At 52.3% G+C, this 18389-nt stretch carries 16 protein-coding genes; 12 read left to right on the top strand and 4 right to left on the bottom strand.

The features are described from left to right. The first annotated feature begins 196 nt into the window (after positions 1-196). From ACFE8Q_RS12010 to ACFE8Q_RS11980, 7 genes are all read left to right on the top strand, one after another. Entirely contained in the window at positions 197-787 is a 591-nt protein-coding gene (locus tag ACFE8Q_RS12010) for an anthranilate synthase component II (protein ID WP_375445637.1), read from the top strand. Then, positions 784-1581 (top strand): alpha/beta fold hydrolase, encoded by a 798-nt coding sequence (locus tag ACFE8Q_RS12005; RefSeq protein ID WP_375445636.1) that lies wholly within the window; start codon positions 784-786, stop codon positions 1579-1581. Before ACFE8Q_RS12010 ends, ACFE8Q_RS12005 begins: the two co-directional genes overlap by 4 nt. Before the next feature lie 171 nt (positions 1582-1752). Further along, on the top strand, positions 1753-2421 hold the full coding sequence (locus ACFE8Q_RS12000; protein ID WP_375445635.1) for a CBS domain-containing protein: 669 nt from the start codon (positions 1753-1755) through the stop codon (positions 2419-2421). Between the two features lie 88 nt (positions 2422-2509). After that, positions 2510-3385, top strand: a complete 876-nt coding sequence (locus ACFE8Q_RS11995) for an NAD kinase (RefSeq protein WP_375445634.1) — start codon at positions 2510-2512, stop codon at positions 3383-3385. A 146-nt stretch (positions 3386-3531) separates the two neighbouring features. Next, positions 3532-4551: a DUF6089 family protein gene (locus ACFE8Q_RS11990; RefSeq protein WP_375445633.1), complete on the top strand. Its 1020-nt coding sequence runs from the start codon at positions 3532-3534 to the stop codon at positions 4549-4551. A 3-nt stretch (positions 4552-4554) separates the two neighbouring features. Then, positions 4555-5241, top strand: coding sequence for a DUF6089 family protein (locus ACFE8Q_RS11985; protein ID WP_375445632.1), 687 nt, complete (start codon positions 4555-4557; stop codon positions 5239-5241). A 159-nt stretch (positions 5242-5400) separates the two neighbouring features. After that, entirely contained in the window at positions 5401-6120 is a 720-nt protein-coding gene (locus ACFE8Q_RS11980; protein WP_375445631.1) for a M23 family metallopeptidase, read from the top strand. Positions 6121-6224: 104 nt separating this feature from the next. On the opposite strand, the gene ACFE8Q_RS11975 is transcribed toward ACFE8Q_RS11980, so the two are convergent. From ACFE8Q_RS11975 to ACFE8Q_RS11960, 4 genes are all read right to left on the bottom strand, one after another. Then, positions 6225-6428, bottom strand: a complete 204-nt coding sequence (locus ACFE8Q_RS11975; protein WP_375445630.1) for a hypothetical protein — start codon at positions 6426-6428, stop codon at positions 6225-6227. A gap of 35 nt (positions 6429-6463) precedes the next feature. After that, entirely contained in the window at positions 6464-7924 is a 1461-nt protein-coding gene (locus ACFE8Q_RS11970; RefSeq protein ID WP_375445629.1) for a CCA tRNA nucleotidyltransferase, read from the bottom strand. Between the two features lie 79 nt (positions 7925-8003). After that, positions 8004-8528, bottom strand: coding sequence for an L-threonylcarbamoyladenylate synthase (locus ACFE8Q_RS11965; RefSeq protein WP_375445628.1), 525 nt, complete (start codon positions 8526-8528; stop codon positions 8004-8006). 61 nt (positions 8529-8589) lie between these two features. Continuing rightward, positions 8590-10221, bottom strand: coding sequence for a hypothetical protein (locus ACFE8Q_RS11960; protein WP_375445627.1), 1632 nt, complete (start codon positions 10219-10221; stop codon positions 8590-8592). Positions 10222-10393: 172 nt separating this feature from the next. Between ACFE8Q_RS11960 and argS the strand changes: the two genes are divergently transcribed. The 5 genes from argS to ACFE8Q_RS11935 all read left to right on the top strand — a co-directional run bounded on the left by argS (position 10394) and on the right by ACFE8Q_RS11935 (position 18234). After that, entirely contained in the window at positions 10394-12196 is a 1803-nt protein-coding gene (gene argS / locus ACFE8Q_RS11955; RefSeq protein ID WP_375445626.1) for an arginine--tRNA ligase, read from the top strand. 51 nt (positions 12197-12247) lie between these two features. Beyond that, entirely contained in the window at positions 12248-12868 is a 621-nt protein-coding gene (locus ACFE8Q_RS11950) for a glutathione peroxidase (RefSeq protein ID WP_375445625.1), read from the top strand. A gap of 96 nt (positions 12869-12964) precedes the next feature. Next, positions 12965-13858, top strand: a complete 894-nt coding sequence (locus tag ACFE8Q_RS11945) for a 1,4-dihydroxy-2-naphthoate polyprenyltransferase (protein ID WP_375445624.1) — start codon at positions 12965-12967, stop codon at positions 13856-13858. Between the two features lie 33 nt (positions 13859-13891). Beyond that, positions 13892-15016: an efflux RND transporter periplasmic adaptor subunit gene (locus tag ACFE8Q_RS11940; protein ID WP_375445623.1), complete on the top strand. Its 1125-nt coding sequence runs from the start codon at positions 13892-13894 to the stop codon at positions 15014-15016. Between the two features lie 95 nt (positions 15017-15111). Further along, on the top strand, positions 15112-18234 hold the full coding sequence (locus tag ACFE8Q_RS11935) for an efflux RND transporter permease subunit (protein WP_375445622.1): 3123 nt from the start codon (positions 15112-15114) through the stop codon (positions 18232-18234). The last annotated feature ends 155 nt before the right edge of the window (positions 18235-18389 follow it).

Below are 18389 nucleotides of genomic sequence, written 5' to 3'. Positions count from 1 at the left end.
GCTCCCTCTAATTCGGCTGCTTAGACATACCCAGGCAACCGACCTACTCCGCTGAATCGGTATGATTTTTTTGTGAAAAATTGCATTTAATCACGTTAACAAAAAAATAACATGCTGAAAACCAATCTAATAAATTTTATAGTTTGACAATTATTCTTAGAAGTGCCTACTTTGTCGTTTCTTCTCCTCTGCGCTGATGCGTTTATTGCTGCTCGACAACTTTGATTCGTTCACATACACCCTCGTCGACTACCTGAAACAGGCCGGGGCAGATTGTGTTGTTCATCGAAACAGTATACCGCTTGCTAAGTTGACCAACGAGGTGTACGATGCCGTAGTTTTATCGCCGGGGCCGGGCACTCCGTCAGAAGCTGGTTGTTTGATGGACGTCGTTCATCAGTACCACAACCGCCTGCCGATGTTGGGCGTCTGTTTGGGGCAGCAGGCAATCGGGCAATATTTTGGGGCTACACTGACAAAGAGCCCCAAACCAATGCACGGCAAAGTATCGACGATTCGCGTGGATACCAGCGATCCGCTCTTTCGGGGAATACCGGAGCAGATCAGGGTAACGCGGTATCATTCATTGACATTGACCGATCTGCCGCCCGAACTGATCACTACCGCCGTGAGCTTGTCAGATAGCCCTGACGAAGTGATGGCAATTCGCCATCAGACCTGGCCAGTCTGGGGCGTACAGTTTCACCCGGAGGCCGTATTGACTGAATCAGGGTTAGCGCTACTTCGCAACTTCATACGAACAACAAAACCAGTTACCACGCTATGAATTCTATCGTACACCAGGAAGGCGAATTTCGCTACATCGACGAAGGGCAGGGCGATTGCCTGCTGCTCCTGCACGGGCTATTCGGCGCGCTCAGTAACTGGGACGACGTGATCAACACGTTTTCGCCCCGCTACCGGGTGGTTATTCCGGTATTGCCTATCTACGATATGCCGATGCGCGAGGCCAGCCTCGACGGGCTGGTTGCGTTTGTTGAACGGTTTGTGGCTTTCCGAAATCTGTCTGACCTCACGTTGCTTGGGAATTCGCTGGGTGGGCATGTCGGGCTGTTATACACGTTCAAACACCCCGACGAGGTGAAGCGCCTGGTGCTCACGGGTAGTTCGGGGCTGTTTGAAAATGGCATGGGCGGCTCATTTCCCAAGCGGGGAAGCTACGATTTTGTGGCCGAACGAGTGGCGTACACCTTTTATGATCCGACGGTAGCCACCAAAGAGCTGATCGACGAGGTATTTGAGGTGACCAGCAGTATTCCCAAATGCCTGAATATCGTGCAGATTGCCAAGTCGGCCCAGCGTACCAATATTGCCAAAGAACTGTACCGGATACAGGTGCCGACGCTGCTGGTCTGGGGGCTGAATGATACCATCACACCGCCCCATGTGGCGCACGAATTCGACCGGCTCATTGCCGATACGGAGCTTCACTTTATCGATAAGTGCTGTCATGCACCCATGATGGAGCACCCGGCTCGATTCAATACGCTACTGAATCAATGGCTCGAGAAACATCCGATCGGATCAATTATCAATGATCAATTACCAATGATTAGCTAACAGTTATTGGCGAGCGGTGAACAATGGAGAGGCCCAGGTACGTTAGTAGTGAGCGAAACAACAGAGTACCAGTTACCGATCACGGCTACTTGTTCATTGATCATTGTTAATTGATACCTGTTTATCGGAAATTCTTCTTAGTTTTCAGTCGACACTCATCTCTCCGTTCGTATGCTTGCTGTTGAACTTATTGATCCAATGATTCCCGCCCTTAAACCGGGCGACTCCGTTGCTGAAGCACTCGACTGGATGCAGGAACACCATCTGACCCAATTGGCCGTGGTCGATAGCAGCCAGTACCTCGGGGTTGTGAGTGAAGATCTCCTACTTAACCTACCCGACGACGAGCGGCCCATCAGCGACGTAATGCGCCTGGCTGAATCAGTGTCGGCCACTGAAAATCAGCACCTTCTGGAGTTAATTGCCCTGACAACCGAACACCGGCTCGATGTGCTGGCGATTGTGAACCGGGAAAGCGAATTTATGGGTTGCGTGGGTACAACAGATTTGCTGCGTCAGTTTTCCCGCGAACTTGGTATTCAGGAATCTGGAGCGATTCTGGTACTGGCGCTGGACGAACACGATTATTCGATGGCGGAAATCAGCCGGTTGATCGAGACCAATAACGTGAAGATTATCAGCAGTTATTACAGCAGCCCAATCTATGGCCTGACCGATCAGGCCCGTTTGACATTAAAACTCAACCAGCGTGATATTACATCGGTAGTATCAACCCTTGAACGATTTGGCTACACTATTGATGCGGCTTTTGCCAGTGCGCCCATCGACAGCCTCGACCAGGAACGCCTTAGTGCGCTCATGCGCTTTCTGAACACCTAAACAAACTGAGTTTTCAGGAATCAGTTTGGTGGCCTCTGGTACTAAACCGCCGGGCGCTGGCGTACTGAATTACTGAGAACTGTTTTTCATGAAAATTGCCATTCACGGACGTACGTTTCAGGAAGCGGCCCGCCCCTTTGTTCAGTCGATGTTCGATACGCTGGCGGCACGTGGGGCCGAAGTCCAGCTATCCGAGACGTATCGTCAGTTTTTAGAGTCGGCTGGCATCACGCACAACAGCCAGCTTACCTACCACACGCCCGAGGAAATCTTCGACGCCGACTTTGCTTTCAGCCTGGGTGGCGACGGCACACTGCTCGATGTGGTGTCGCACGTTGGCCCTCGTCAGATTCCGATCGTTGGCATCAACATCGGTCGGTTGGGGTTTCTGGCGACGGTATCGCCCGGCGGTATCCAGTTTATGCTGCACGCGCTGATTCATAAAAAATTCACCATCGATGAACGATCGCTGGTGAGCGTGCAGGCCGATACCGACATATTCGAAGGTATTCCGTTTGGGCTCAATGATTTCACGATCACACGTACCCAAAGCTCGTCGATGATCACCGTGCATACGTACCTGGACGGTGAATTTCTGAATTCTTACTGGGCTGACGGGATCATCATTTCAACGCCGAGCGGGTCAACGGGCTATTCGCTAAGTTGTGGCGGACCGGTACTGCTTCCTCAGACAAACAACTTCATTATCACCCCCATTAGCCCGCATAACCTGAACGTTCGGCCGATGGTCATCATGGACTCCTGCAAGCTGTCGTTTGAAGTAGAAAGTCGAAGCGGTAATTTTCTGGTGGCGTTGGATTCTCGCTCGAAAACGGTTGATGCAGCCACCAGGTTGCACGTACAGCGCGAGCGGTTTTCGGCGCGTCTGGTAAAGCTCAGCGACGATAACTTCCTCAATACGCTCCGCAGTAAACTAAACTGGGGCTTCGATGTACGTAATTGACCGACGGGAGAAAAATACATCAGAGGCCAATATTTTAATCGTAAGCCCGTTTTGAAAGCAGAACACTGGCGCAGGAGGTTCAACAATCTGGTGCAGGTCGGTGGTTTTGTGACGGACAAACCGATTTTTATTTCGTAATCAATTCCATGACTTATAGACCCATTTTTACGCTGGGGATTCTGTCGGCACTGCTAGTTGGCGGAAGCAGACACGAGGGGTACGCGCAGCGTCGATCGAATCCCCAATTTTTACCGTATTCTGAAGTTGGTTTTGGCGTAGGTACGTCGACGTACTTTGGTGATCTGTCTGGATACGGACGACCGTTGAAGTCGCTTTTTACCTTACCGCGCTGGAATGCGGGTGTTATGTTTACCCGTCATTTTACGCCTCGAATCGGTGTACGGGCTTCGTTTACCTGGGCACGCATTACGGGCGATGATTACACGTACTCGAAAAGCGACCCTGTTACGTTTGCGCCCCAATTTGTTCGGAATCTTCACTTCAGAAATGACCTGAAAGAGTTTGCATTGATCGGTACGTATAATTTCGTGGCTGCTGGCCGAACTCCGCGCGATCGGCCTAAACTGACACCCTACGCGCTTTTGGGCGTAGCACTGGTTGCTCATAACCCCAAAGCGTTGACAGGCCGCGTTGCGGAGGGGCAGGCAGATAGTACGCAACGATGGGTAGCTTTGCAGCCACTGGGAACAGAGGGGCAGGGGCAACCGGGTTATGCCAAGCCCTATTCGCTGGTAACCGTTTCTGTACCCATTGGCCTTGGTGTGCGTTATAAACTCAGCGAATACCTGGATTTAGCCGCTGAGATACGAATAACCCCTACCTTCTCTGACTATTTAGACGATGTGGGCGGCTCATACCCCAACCCGGCTGATCTGGCGACCCCTTTGGCACGGGCGTTTTCTAATCGCGCCATTGCGGCTGATGCAAGCGGGAACCTATTTTATAAAGAACCAATTGCTGCCCGCACCGGCGACAGCCGACAGGCAGGAATCGATAAGATAAATGCGGCGGGCATAAACACGGCTTTACTCACAGAGCGTGGCGGAACTAGTGTTGTCTTGCCCCTGAAGGACTCGTACCTGCTTACGAGTTTCCAGATACACTATATCATTCCGGCCAAAATCAAGTGTCCTCCGATCCGCTAACCTGTGTCCAGACATCCGAAAGGCATCGTGGCCCGGCTCCTCGTAGCCGGGCTTTTTCTCAGCCCACTGCTGGGAGTAAGTCAGAAAATTGAGATTGGTGGCGCGTTCGGTGGTATGCTGTATACTGGTGACGTGGCTCCGGTACTCAACCCTAAGTTTGTGCGGCCAGGGGGCGGTTTATTTTTCAAATACCATCTTTCCCGTTCCTTTGCTGCCAGGGCTCAGGTATCGCTTGGCCGTATTATTGGCACCGATAGTATCACAAACGATGCGTATCAACTGGCTCGTGGCGCTGCTTTTCGGAACACCATTAGGGAAGTAGCCTTGCTGGGCGAGTATAAATTCAGGAATTATACGCCGCTACGCAATGCCAAGAACTGGACGCCGTACGTGTTTGGGGGGCTGGCTGTTTTTTCGCACGGCCTGCGTCAGCCCGGTGATAAGCCCGTGGAGATTGCGTTTCCACTGGGCGTTGGCGTCAAATACGAAATTGCCCGCCCGTGGACCATTGGCCTGGAATATACTACTCGTTTCACCACTACGGATAATCTTGATGGGCTTGGCACCCCGGCGGCGGGCGCAACTAAACTAAATCAGAGTGATCCTGATCGGAAAGACCATTATACGATGGTCTTTTTAACCGTTAGCTACACGTTCTATCGAATATTCTGTCCGCCTGGTAGTAACTGATCGACGGCCTACTTATAGCTGCCTGCCGACTATTCGTTATTTTTGGCAAAAAGATTCTCTGTTTTGCCGACAATACCCACCCCTGTCTACTTGTTAAGGCGTTTTTTCGGACTCCTGATCGCCCTGTTAGTCGGCGGACTAAACGTGGCCTCTTCGCAGGTGCCCTTCTCCGAAATGTCCGAGCCAACGCCTTATCAGTACTGCCAGCAATTTAATACGCTTTATATCAAAATCCGGGAGGAAAGCATCCTGCCTGACTCTGCGCGTGCTGCGTTTAGCCGGATCATGCTTGGCTTACAGGAGCGGTATAAATCGTCGGTTGGTTTTCCAACTGATACCACAACCGATTCAGGCCGTGAACGGACAGCGTTGTGGTTTCCACTAAAAGGCTATTCCACCAGCGCCATTGGCGGAACCCACGGTGAGGGGTACAGGGGCAACGGATTCGACCTCTTCGATTACAACGTTCGGGGTAGCCATCCGGCGCAGGATATCTTCATTCGGGATCAAAATCAGGATTCGGTCGACGACCGGAATGGTAAACCTGTCGATGTACTATCCATGTCCGAAGGGCTGGTTGTTGCGATGGAAACGGGCTGGACGCCCGCCCAGGAGTATCGGGGTGGCAACTGGATCTGGGTATATGATCCGGTGCGTAATGGACTGTTCTATTACGCCCACAACAATGTGGTGACGGTCACAATGGGCGACTGGGTACGTGCCGGACAGAAAATAGCAGAAGTAGGGCGCTCTGGATTGAACGCCTACAAAGCCCGATCGCCAACGCACCTGCATCTGATGTACCTTCAACTACAGCCCAACGGCCTTCCGTTGCCACAGAACACCTACGCCTGGTTGCTGTCGGCGAAAAAAGAGTAATGTATACTGAATGATGGACAGTCGCTTCGCTCAGCTACAACTCGTCACCTTAAGGCGAGGTGCTTATGCCAAGCCATTGTCTATCATTCAGTATACATTGTTCACTACGAATTGTTGATCAGGTTGATACCGGCGCCGAAGAAAATCAGGCCAACAATAAAAGGTGCCGCGGCTGCACCACGTGTCACTTCAAGGCCCAGTGTAGGCTTTCCGTTAGACAGAAAAGCCACGCAGGCAAACAGGATGACGGCTGACCCCAGAATAGTCAGGCCAGCACCGAAAGAGCGACGAAAGTTATTTTTTTCCATAATGGTTGCAAGAAACAAACAAATAGGTGTACTCGTCAACTGGCGGTATTGTTTATTGGCTCAGGTACGTGTTTTACCACGGTTAATCCCAGTTTTTCGCCTTCAGCAATCATAAACGGATAGGCTACATCGTACCGGTTAGGAATGATGCCTTCCAGGATTGCTTCCCGCACGGCGACTTTTATGTCGCCCACTTCCTTCGACGGTTTCAGGCCAAACGTTTCCATGATCAGTTCGCCCGTGATGATGGGCTGAAAATTGCGAAGCTGATCGCGTGCCTCCAGGTCGTGCAACTTCTGCTCTACCTGATCGAACCGGCTCAGATGGCGCTGTACCTTATCGTGATTCTTGGACGTAATATCGGCCCGGCAGAGGGTTAAAAGCAGCTCCAGGTCGGGGCCAGCCTCGAACAGCAGGCGGCGCAACGCCGAGTCGGTGATGCTTTCTTTCACCAGTGGGATAGGCCGCATATGCAGGCGCACGAGCTTCTGTACCTGCTTCATGTGCTCGTTGAGGGGTAGTTTCAGCCGCCGGAACAGCGTTGGCACCAGCCGGGCACCCACTTCTTCATGGCCGTGAAACGTCCAGCCTACGCGTTTGTCGAAGCGTTTAGTGTGCGTTTTGGCAATGTCATGTAAAATAGCCGACCAGCGCAACCAGAGATCGTTACTCATCCGGGCTACGTTATCCAGCACTTGAAGGGTGTGAAAAAAATTGTCTTTATGGCCTTTACCCTCGACCGTTTCCACACCTTTTAACGCTACCAACTCGGGCAGGATTAGTTCCAGTAACCCCGAGTGATACAGGAGTTTAAAGCCGTAGGAGGGCGTCGGGGCCAGAATGATCTTGTTCATTTCGTCGATGACCCGTTCCATCGACACGATACCGAGCCGGTCTTTCATTCGGATAATACCATCGAACGTATCCGGGTCGATGTCGAAGTTAAGCTGAGTCGCAAACCGGATCGCCCGCATCATTCGCAACGGGTCGTCGGAAAATGTAATGTCGGGGACCAGCGGGGTACGAATCACCCGACGCTTAAGATCGGTCAAGCCATCAAACGGGTCGATTAGATCGCCGTAGTCAGCCTGATTCAAGCTGATACTCATGGCGTTGATCGTAAGGTCGCGGCGGTTCTGATCATCGGCCAGGGAGCCATCCTCCACAACCGGTTTACGTGAATCGGCCCGGTACGATTCTTTACGGGCGCCCACAAATTCAACATCAACGTACCCATCGACCGGATCGGCCATTCGAAGCATAGCTGTCCCAAAATTCTGATAAACCGCCACATTCACGCCCGCCACTTTGCCAACGGCTTCGGCCAGCGCAATACCGCTGCCCAGACAGACAATGTCAATATCTTTCGACGGCCGTTTCAGGATCAGGTCGCGAACGTACCCGCCCACCACATAGGCGTGTATGTCCAGGGCGCGTGCCGATTCGGCAATGCGCGCGAACACAGGCTTACTAGTGAGGAAGTCAGCGAAATTCATAAGCTTACAAAGAGGCAATCAGCAGATACAGGCAGCAGTAGCGTGCCTGATTGCCCACGATCGGACTAGCGGAACTACCTTATTTTCTGAGAAACTCAATTTCTCCACCCATGCCTAATCGAAGGATACGGGGTTTGCGGAAATTACGCGACGCTTCGCCAAGGGTATGGCTAACCACTTTGCGGGCGGCATCGGGTAAAGTGAAGCTTTCAAACGGCAGCGTGATGAGCCCTTTCCCGAAGCCGCCAAGCAGAAACTGCACATCTTCATTCAGCGACTTGCGAACGGCAATTTCGGTTTCACCCACGCCCGCCACCACATTTTTGCCTTTCTGAAAAAGAACGATCAGCGGAATATCGGTGAACTCGACCAGATCGAAGGCCACATCGGGCATCTTCTGCACATACATCACCACTTGATCGGTATTTCTGGCCAGAACGGTTAGGTCGTACGGGTTTTTCGTGGCAGTTTTCAGCGCAATCAACTGCTGGACAGCGGCCTCATGCTGAGGGTCGGCGGCTACAGACCAGCCAGTTTCATCGGCAATGCCAAGGAGTTGACCCTGCCGAAGCGCATGAATCAGTTCGCGATTATTGGGTATCATAAGCTATAGCAACCCACAAAAACGGGGCTGGGTTCCGGGTTAACGGTTCAGCAACTACTGATCAACGGTCGGGTCGATGCAGCTTCCCGGCATCTGCCTTCTGCGAGCCAGGAACCGCAGTAGCAGGCTTAAAGGCGTCGTAAGTCAGTTTATTGACATAAAATACTTCGCGGCTTTGACTGGTAAAGCCCCGTTCGGGAACGAGCTTCTGGTAGCCCGTGGCCAGGAAATAAGGACCATACCAGGCAATCAGTCTTTCTTCAGCCGCTGCCTGTACCTTCTCTTTTTCAGAACCGGCCATTAGTTTGAATGGGTCGCCGGTTGCCAGCACCGAATCGCGTTCGATGATCGCTGTGCTCACTTCACTTTCCTGCTCGTAGGCCATCACCAGCCGGTTTCCCTGAGTCGATACCTGCACTTTCTGAATGGGATTGGCATCGGTTAAGTCATCGATAGGCAGGCAGTTATCCCAAAGCAGATTGCCCTGTTGGTCAAACTCGCACACAAACGCATGGGTATACCGGTAGCCATCGGAATACATCTGGCCATTACCCATTGGCAGGGTGGACGAAGATTGAAAGCGCGTGGGTAGACTAGAGGCCGACCGCCAGGTACGTGAAGAATAGGAAGAAATGGACCCCCTATACTGTGGATAATACACTTCAGCCACCAGCCTAAGGCCGTTTGTCGTTGGCGTCAGGTCATGCACCAGCAGACGATACCTGAATTTATATTCTTTACCCAGTCGTTTTTGCTCGGCCAGCCGCGCCTTCATTTTCTTCTGCCGTTTGGGTTTCAGGTAGTTGAAAAAGTTTTTCAGGCTAGAGAAGTCCACGTATCGGATGGCTTCGCCCCGGTTGGTCGTAACGGTCAGTTTCCCCGTTTCGTTATGGCGGATTCGGGTAATGAAAATCCCCTGCGAGTAGGGCGTACAATCGGTGGAGTAATTTCCAACCAGTAACGATTCATCGGCGCTGATGGGCAGAATTTTGCCGGAGATCAGGCTGTATTGCGTACCGCCATACTCGATTACCCGGAGCGGCCGCCCATCCGGCGAATAGGAGCGGAGGGTAAACTGGCAATTCTTTTTCAGGGTATGTGTCACCACGTGTACTTCCTGCCGAAATTCATCCACTTCCATGCTTCCTAACTCAACGTTATTGATGTACAGACCCTGAAACACCCGAATGCTCCCGTCGAACAGTGAGTAAGCCATCACAACGGGTCTCGATCGGTAGTAACCGGCCAGATAGGCCACATTGCCCATCACTTTAAAATCCGTTATCGACAGGCTCGATGGCAGTTTTCCCGAATAGGTATCCAGCGTGCCGTCTTCAAGATTGAGGCGAATCATGCTGAAGTTGTCAGTATCTAACTCAGTTGCCAGGTGAAACGCGTAACGGGCGTTGTCGAAGGTTTGGCTGGGAACGAAATGCTCCGGTAGCGAATACTCCACTTTCCAGCGTGCTTTGAGCGAGGTGTCTACGCGGGTAAACGTGTAGCTGTGCGGACGGCGGCTGTAATCGTCGTGCTTGTGATACGTCAATAAGGCGCCCTGTTCACCGAGTGGAAGCACATGATAATCCTCATCGGCCGAATCATCGACAGGATAGTCGACCCGCTTTACCGGCGTTAACTGAGCCAGGCAAACTGGAGAGGTGAGCAACAGACAAAACAACAGCAATAGTCGCATAGAAAGAACGTACCGCGGCGGCGGACCGTCTGGATGGCGAAAAACTGGCCGGGTACTTCCGAAAGCTACATCTTCCGGTTGAATTGCCCAAATGCGTTACCCTTTCGTACTTTTGCGGCATATACTCCCGCACAGGCGGATCGTTCAGGCCCAACACGAAGGCCACCTAACAATGGATTTACAGGCAGACTTACAAGTGGCTATTCAACAGGCCATTCAGACCCTTTACAACACGTCGGCAGGCGAGGTTACGCTTCAACAGACGAAGAAAGAATTTGAGGGAACCTACACGTTCGTATTTTTTCCGCTGGTGAAAATGCTGCGAAAATCACCCGCAGAAATCGGGCAGGCACTGGGCAACTGGCTACAATCCAACTCACCGATGGTGCGGGGATTCAACGTCGTGCAGGGTTTTTTGAATATCAGCCTTTCCGATGCCGCCTATGTTAGCTCGCTGAACGGTATTGTGAACGTACCTGACTTTGGCGTAGTGGCCCCTAATGGTCAGTCGGTTATGGTCGAATTTTCGTCGCCCAACACCAACAAACCGCTTCATCTGGGTCACCTGCGCAACAATTTTCTGGGCGATTCGATCAGCCGGATCCTGGCCGCCAATGGCTACGCCGTCACCAAAGCCTGTCTGGTCAATGACCGGGGTATTCATATTTGTAAGTCAATGCTGGCGTACCAGAAATTTGGTCGGCAGGACGACGGTACGTTTGAAACCCCCGAATCGGCTGGCCTCAAAGGCGATCACCTGATCGGTAAATATTACGTGTTGTTCGACAAGGCGTACAAAGTCGAAATCAACGAACTGATTGCCGGCGGGATGGCCCCGGAGGTGGCCGAGAAAAAAGCGCCGCTCATGCAGCAGGCCCAGCAAATGCTGCTAAAATGGGAGCAGGGCGATGCCGAAACGGTGGCGCTCTGGCAGCAGATGAACAGTTGGGTATACGCTGGATTTGCCGATACGTACCTGAAAATTGGCGTTAGCTTCGATAAAACCTATTACGAATCGAACACGTACCTGCTGGGCAAAGACGTAGTGGAAGAAGGGCTGGCCAACGGCGTTTTCTACCAGAAAGACGACAAATCGGTCTGGATCGATCTCACCGAAGAAGGGCTGGACCAGAAACTCGTGTTGCGCGGTGACGGCACATCGGTCTACATCACGCAGGATTTGGGAACGACCGATCTGAAATTCAGCGATTTTCACTCCGACCGGTCGATCTGGGTAGTAGGCAACGAACAGGATTACCACTTCAAGGTGCTGTTTGCCATCATGAAGCGGCTGGAAAGGCCCTACGCGGCGGGCTGCTACCACCTCAGCTACGGCATGGTGGACCTGCCATCGGGGAAGATGAAATCGCGCGAAGGCACCGTTGTCGACGCCGACGATCTGGTTGAGGAGGTAACAAGAGTGGCGGCCGAGGCGGCTGATCAGGCGGCAAAAGGCAAGCTCGATGAGTTCGACGAGGCCGAAAAGCAGGCGCTTTTCCGAATGATCGGCCTGGGTGCGTTAAAATATTACCTGTTGAAAGTAGACCCGCAGAAACGTATGCTCTTTAACCCGGAGGAATCGGTGGATGTGCATGGGCATACGGGGCCATTCATTCAATACACCCACGCCCGAATCCGGTCGGTACTTCGGAAGGCGCGGGAAGCTGGTTTAGTGACTAATGCCCTGGCCGACGAGACCGTTGAGCTGCACGAAACTGAACGGGAGGTGATCGTTTTGTTGGGTCAGTATTCGCAGCGTGTGAAGGAGGCAGGCGACAACTTTGCCCCGTCGTACCTGGCACAATACGTGTACGATCTGGCTAAGGCCTACAACCGGCTTTTCGCTGAGGTATCGATTCTGTCGGAGCCTGATCCGGTGAAAACGCAGTTCCGCCTAACCCTATCGACGCAAGTGGCTGAAACCATCCGTACGGGCATGGGTTTACTAGGTATCAACGTACCTGAGAAAATGTAAAGTAAGCCTCCGTGTTGACTTTTTAAGCTAAACACCTGACACTAGTTTCCTATGCGTACTTCATCAAAAATTGGCCTGGCAGTAGCTGTAGGCGTTACCCTGTTAATCACTATGTCTTTTTCCCGATTGGTCAAACATGTTTTCAGCGATAAAACGGCGGCTCACGCAGCACCGGCAACCCTGGAAACCACCCCGTCAAAGTCGCTCTATGACTTCACCATGAATAGCCTTGATGGGAAGTCGGTAGCCCTGAGTCAGTATAAGGGCAAGAAAGTAATCATTCTGAACACGGCTTCAGAATGCGGTTACACCCCCCAATATGCCGACTGGGAAGCGTTTTATAAGCAGCACAAAGACAAGGTCGTTGTGCTGGGTTTCCCCGCCAACAACTTTGGCGGTCAGGAGCCGGGCAGCAGCCAGCAGATTGCGTCGTTCTGCCAGAAAAACTACGGCGTAACCTTCCCGCTATTCGAGAAGATCGACGTGGTGGGCGAAAAACAGGCGCCGCTCTACAAGTGGCTGACCACCAAAAGCCTGAACGGCTGGAATGAGCAGGCTCCCGGCTGGAATTTCTGCAAGTACGTAGTTGATGAAAACGGGAAACTGACCCACTTCTTCGCATCAGGCGTAAAACCCAACGACGCCGCCTTTAAAAAAGCAGTAGGAATCTGAGCTGGTTATTAGTTAGTGGTGATTAGTTTTTGGCTGCTTTGGAATAGCCGTTGATAACTAATCACCACTAACTAATAACCAATAACCAATCATTGAATGAACGCGTGGATTGCAGCGGCTCGTCCGCGTACGTTGCCGCTGGCACTGGCCAGTATCATTCTGGGGAGCTTTCTGGCTGCTTCGGTGGGGCGGTTTAGCTGGCTCACCTTTACGCTGGCGGCCCTCACCACCATTTTCCTGCAAATACTATCCAACTTCGCCAATGATTATGGCGATGCGGTTTCTGGTAAAGACACCCCGGATCGGGTCGGGCCTCGCCGGGCCGTTGCCACGGGGGATCTGACCAAAGAAGCCATGTTCCGGGCCATCCTCATCACGGCGGGCCTGTCGTTACTTTCTGGTGTGTGGCTCCTTATTGAGGCAACGCGTGAAACGGGAGCGTGGCTTTTTTGGGTATTCCTGATCCTCGGCCTGCTTTGTATAGCGGCGGCTGTTGCCTACACGAACGGAAAAAGGCCTTACGGGTACGCTGGTTATGGTGATATTGCTGTATTGTTGTTTTTCGGATGGGTAGGCGTGCTGGGTACGTATTTCCTGCATACGCAATCGCTGGGTACGTTGCTTTTGTTGCCTGCCAGTGCTGTGGGTTTTTTTGCTACGGGGGTGTTGAATATCAACAATGTGCGTGATATGGAAACAGATGCGAGAACGGGAAAACAGTCGATACCGGTCCGGTTGGGCCGCGAAAAGGCCATTCGCTATCATTGGCTGCTGCTGGTAAGTGGTATGGCCTGCGCCCTTGTTTACTCCCTGCTGACCGCTCACAGCCTGACGGCTTATCTGTATCTGCTTTCGTTTCCCCTGTTTATCCTCAATGGCCGGGCTGTGGCTGCGCATACCGATCCGGCAACATTGAATCCCCGACTGGGGCAACTGGCCTTGTCGACACTGTTGTTTGTGCTGCTTTTTGGTTTGGGAGTAATTCTATAAGAACGCCGATTTCATCTAACCTCAACATAAATTTTGAAACGCTGGATTGCTATTAGTCTCGTAGTGCTGGTCCTTGGTGGCCTGATCGTTTACAATAAAATCCTGAAACCGGCACCGGGTGCTGGTGGCGCGGGAGGTGGAGGAGGCGCCCCTGCGGCCGGTGGCGGCGGTGGTGCAGGCGGCGGTAAAGCTGGTGGTGGAGCGGCGGGAGCAGGCGGCCCAACGTCGGTGAACGGGTTTATCGTTAAGCCAACCGTTATTGCCAATGCTGTGGTTGCTACAGGTTCACTGGTGGCTAATGAGCAGGTCGATATTTTCCCGGAAATCAGTGGACGGATCGTTGAACTGAATATTCAGGAAGGACGGCCAGTGGCGAAAGGCGCTTTGCTGGTTAAACTCTATGACGGTGATTTACAGGCCCAACTCCAGAAATTTCGGGTAGTCGAAGAAAACGCGCGCCGAACGGAAGAACGAAACAAGCAACTGCTTCAACGGGGCGGCATCAGCCAGCAGGAATATGACATCATTGTCACTAACCTGAAGGGGGCTCTCGCCGATATTGATCTTACTAAGGCGTCGTTGCGCCGGACGGAAATTCGCGCACCCTTCGCTGGTGTAATCGGGATTCGGAACGTTAGTCCGGGGGCAGTGATCACGCCGTCGACGCTTATTGCCCGCCTTCAGCAGTTGAATCCACTCAAGCTTGATTTCAGTGTTCCCGAACGGTATAGCTCGTCGGTACGGAATGGAGAACGGGTTAACTTCACGCTGGACGGCGTTCAGAATGGGTTTACAGGGCAGATTTATGCCGTTGAGCCCGATGTTGATGTGGAAACCCGTAGCTTACGTATACGGGCAAGAGTGGCCAACACCAGCCGTGACCTCCGGCCCGGTGCGTTTGCCAAAGTTAATCTGATTTTCCGTGAAGATCAGGCACTGACCATTCCCTCTCAGGCGTTACTTCCTCAGACTCGTGGTAAACAAGTTGTAGTCGTTCGAAACGGAAAGGCTACCTACGTCGACGTTCAGACTGGTATTCGGGACAAAAGTAACATTCAGATTACCAAAGGGCTCAGCGCCGGTGATACCGTTGTGACAACAGGCCTTTTATTCGTCAAGAAAGACGGACCCGTTAAAGTGGTAAAAATCAGCAGTTAACCAAAAAGCTGTCTTCTGTTCTCTGTCTTCCGTTGCTTTGCCGGTTAGCAGCGCAACGGAAGACAGAGAACAGAAGACAGAGAACCAATATCGTTATGAGCCTTTCTTCTTTATCACTGAAGCGACCGGTCTTTGCGATGGTAATGTCCATCGTTATCGTGCTGTTTGGTGTAATCGGGTACACCTTTCTGGGGGTACGTGAGTACCCCGCGATTGACCCGCCTGTTATTTCGGTGCGAACCAGTTATACCGGTGCGAACCCCGAAATCATTGAGTCGCAGATTACCGAGCCTATTGAAAAGACGTTGAACAGTATCGAAGGGATTCGGACAATCTCGTCGAACTCGGCACTTGGTGTCAGCAACATTACGGTTGAATTTAACCTCGATACCGACCTTGAACGGGCCGCCAATGACGTACGCGATAAAGTATCGCAGGCGCAACGGCAGTTGCCGCAGGATATTGATGCGCCGCCCGTTGTGACCAAGGCGGATGCCAACTCTGATCCGATCATTTTCATGCCGGTGCAGAGTACAACGCGTAACCCAATGGAATTGTCGGACTACGCGGAGAACGTCTTGCAAGAGCGGCTACAGACGATTCCCGGCGTGTCGCAGGTGAGTATTTACGGTCTCAAACGCTACGCCATGCGTATGTGGCTCGACCCAGCCAAACTGGCTGCCTACCGGCTTACGGTGCAGGATATCCAGGCTGCACTTTCTGCACAGAACGTAGAGCTGCCCGGTGGTAAAATATACGGGAACAACACAGAATTAACGGTCAAATCGGTTGGTCGACTTACCACTGAAGCTGATTTTAACAGCCTGATTATTCGCCAGACCAACGGGCAGATCCTGCGGCTACGGGATGTGGGCTATGCCACGCTTGGGCCAGAGAACGAAGAAACGTCATCTAAGCAAAACGGTGTTCAGGGTGTCATTCTGGTCCTGGTTCCCCAGCCCGGTGCCAACTACGTCGACATTGCTGATGAGTTCTACAAACGCTTCGGCGAGATCAAAAAGGAGTTGCCTAAAGATCTGATCGTCAGTGTTGGTATCGACCGGAGCACATTTATCCGCAAGGCAATCGAGGAAGTAGAAGAAACGCTGCTTATCTCCTTTGTGCTGGTTGTGCTGGTCATATACTTCTTCTTCCGCGATTGGCTCATTGCCTTCCGGCCCCTGATTGATATTCCGGTATCGCTGATTGGGGCTTTCTTTATCATGTATGTTGCCGACTTTAGTATTAACATTCTAACGCTGTTAGGCATCGTTCTGGCAACGGGTCTGGTGGTCGATGACGGGATTGTAGTCACCGAAAACATCTTCAAGAAGATTGAACGGGGCATGGAGCCGGAACGGGCGGCAAAAGAAGGGTCCGAAGAGATCTTCTTCGCCGTTATTGCCACGTCCATTACGCTGGCGATCGTGTTCCTGCCGATCATTTTTCTACAGGGTTTTGTTGGGCGGCTGTTTCGGGAGTTTGGGATTGTCGTAGCCGGAGCGGTACTTATCTCTGCGTTCGTTTCGCTGTCACTGACGCCGGTGCTCAGTGTAAAACTGACCTCAAAAGATCATGGGAAAAGCTCGTGGTTCTACAAGAAAACGGAACCGTTCTTTACCTGGCTCGATAACACGTACCGGGATTCGCTGGGTAGTTTTCTGAAAAAACGCCGCTGGGCCTGGATCATGATGGTTGCCTGTCTGGCCATTGTTTTTGGCATCGGCGCCACGTTGAAATCGGAATTGGCACCGCTGGAAGACCGGGGGCGGATTCGTATACCAATTACAGCACCTGAAGGCACAAGTTACGAAGCCATGAGTTCGATTGCCGACCGGGTAACCAAGCTGGTACTCGACTCGGTGCCTGAAACCAAGCTGACCTTTAGCGTGGTGGCGCCGGGTAACTCAGGGGCTGGTGCGGTGAACTCAGGGTTCGTATTCATCAACATGGTCGACCCGCAGGATCGGAAACGTACCCAGCAGCAGGTTGTCGATAACCTGACCAAGAATTTCAAGAATTTCACCGATGCCCGCATGTTCCCTACTCAGGAACAGACAATCTCTACGGGAGGACGGTCGGGTTCATCGCTGCCCGTGCAGTTTGTGGTACAGAACCTGAGCTTTGACAAACTCAGGGAAAAGCTGCCTCAGTTTATGGAGGAAGTTCGGAAAGACCCGACCTTCCAGAACTCTGACGTCGATCTGAAATTCAACAAGCCTGAACTGAACATCAGCGTCGACCGAGAGAAAGCTACCGACCTCGGTGTATCGGTACTTGACGTATCGAACACGCTGCAACTGGCGCTCAGTAACCGGCGGCTGGCTTACTTCCTGATGAATGGGAAGCAGTATCAGGTAATTGGGCAGGTTGACCGCGAAAACCGGGATGAACCCACCGATCTTCGGACCTTCTACGTGCGCAACAATCGGCAGGAGTTGATTCCGCTCGACAACGTGGTGAAGTTCGATGAAGTAAGTAGTCCACCCAGTGTGTACCACTATAACCGGTTCAAATCGGCGACTATTTCGGCGGGCCTGGCACCGGGTAAAACAATTGGCGACGGGGTGGCGGCTATGAACGCCATTGCCGCCAAACTGCTGGATAATACCTTCCAGACCGCACTGACAGGCTCGTCACGTGATTTCTCCGAAAGCTCATCGAATACCCTATTCGCCTTCGGGTTGGCCCTCATTCTGGTTTACCTGATTCTGGCGGCTCAGTTCGACTCCTTCGTCGATCCGTTCATTATCATGCTGACCGTACCGCTGGCGTTGGCCGGGGCAGTGTTCTCGCTCTGGTTATTCAACCAGACACTGAATATTTTCAGCCAGATCGGCATTATCGTGCTGGTGGGGCTGGTGACCAAAAACGGAATCCTGATTGTTGAATTCGCGAATGAGCAAATGGCCGATGGGAAAGAGAAAGTAGCGGCAGCGCTCGAATCGGCGGCCATGCGGCTTCGTCCCATTCTGATGACTACGCTCGTAGCCGCATTCGGCGCGCTTCCACTGGCGCTGGCGCTGGGTTCGGCTTCGAAAAGCCGTGTACCGCTGGGTGTAGTAATTGTGGGTGGTCTGCTCTTCTCGCTCGTTCTCACACTCTTCGTGATACCGGCCATGTATATATTCATGTCGCGTCGCAAACCTGGTCAGCCCATTGGCGAATCGCCCGACGAGAAAAAACTGGAAGAACAATCGGCCGAGGTGGTTGCCTAAAACTAGTTTGTCCTATGCCAGAAGGGGCATCAGTTGACGATTTCTACGTCAACTGATGCCCCTTCTGGCATAGTCGTGCCAACCCTGTCACGCCAATTTGTTAAACAGCTCCACTGTATCAATAAGCTGACTTTGATGTCAATCCATCTGGAAGT

The sequence above is a fragment of the uncultured Fibrella sp. genome, from assembly GCF_964250085.1.
Classification (GTDB): Bacteria; Bacteroidota; Bacteroidia; order Cytophagales; family Spirosomataceae; genus Fibrella.
Note: the sequence above shows the minus strand (reverse complement) of the source record. Positions and strands in the feature narration are given on the sequence as shown.

Coding starts and splice junctions, on each gene's coding strand:
- ACFE8Q_RS12010 (WP_375445637.1), top strand. CDS start 197: ATGCGTTTATTGCTGCTCGACAACTTTGATTCGTTCACATACACCCTC.
- ACFE8Q_RS12005 (WP_375445636.1), top strand. CDS start 784: ATGAATTCTATCGTACACCAGGAAGGCGAATTTCGCTACATCGACGAA.
- ACFE8Q_RS12000 (WP_375445635.1), top strand. CDS start 1,753: ATGCTTGCTGTTGAACTTATTGATCCAATGATTCCCGCCCTTAAACCG.
- ACFE8Q_RS11995 (WP_375445634.1), top strand. CDS start 2,510: ATGAAAATTGCCATTCACGGACGTACGTTTCAGGAAGCGGCCCGCCCC.
- ACFE8Q_RS11990 (WP_375445633.1), top strand. CDS start 3,532: ATGACTTATAGACCCATTTTTACGCTGGGGATTCTGTCGGCACTGCTA.
- ACFE8Q_RS11975 (WP_375445630.1), bottom strand. CDS start 6,428: ATGGAAAAAAATAACTTTCGTCGCTCTTTCGGTGCTGGCCTGACTATT.
- ACFE8Q_RS11970 (WP_375445629.1), bottom strand. CDS start 7,924: ATGAATTTCGCTGACTTCCTCACTAGTAAGCCTGTGTTCGCGCGCATT.
- ACFE8Q_RS11965 (WP_375445628.1), bottom strand. CDS start 8,528: ATGATACCCAATAATCGCGAACTGATTCATGCGCTTCGGCAGGGTCAA.
- ACFE8Q_RS11960 (WP_375445627.1), bottom strand. CDS start 10,221: ATGCGACTATTGCTGTTGTTTTGTCTGTTGCTCACCTCTCCAGTTTGC.
- argS (WP_375445626.1), top strand. CDS start 10,394: ATGGATTTACAGGCAGACTTACAAGTGGCTATTCAACAGGCCATTCAG.
- ACFE8Q_RS11950 (WP_375445625.1), top strand. CDS start 12,248: ATGCGTACTTCATCAAAAATTGGCCTGGCAGTAGCTGTAGGCGTTACC.
- ACFE8Q_RS11945 (WP_375445624.1), top strand. CDS start 12,965: ATGAACGCGTGGATTGCAGCGGCTCGTCCGCGTACGTTGCCGCTGGCA.
- ACFE8Q_RS11935 (WP_375445622.1), top strand. CDS start 15,112: ATGAGCCTTTCTTCTTTATCACTGAAGCGACCGGTCTTTGCGATGGTA.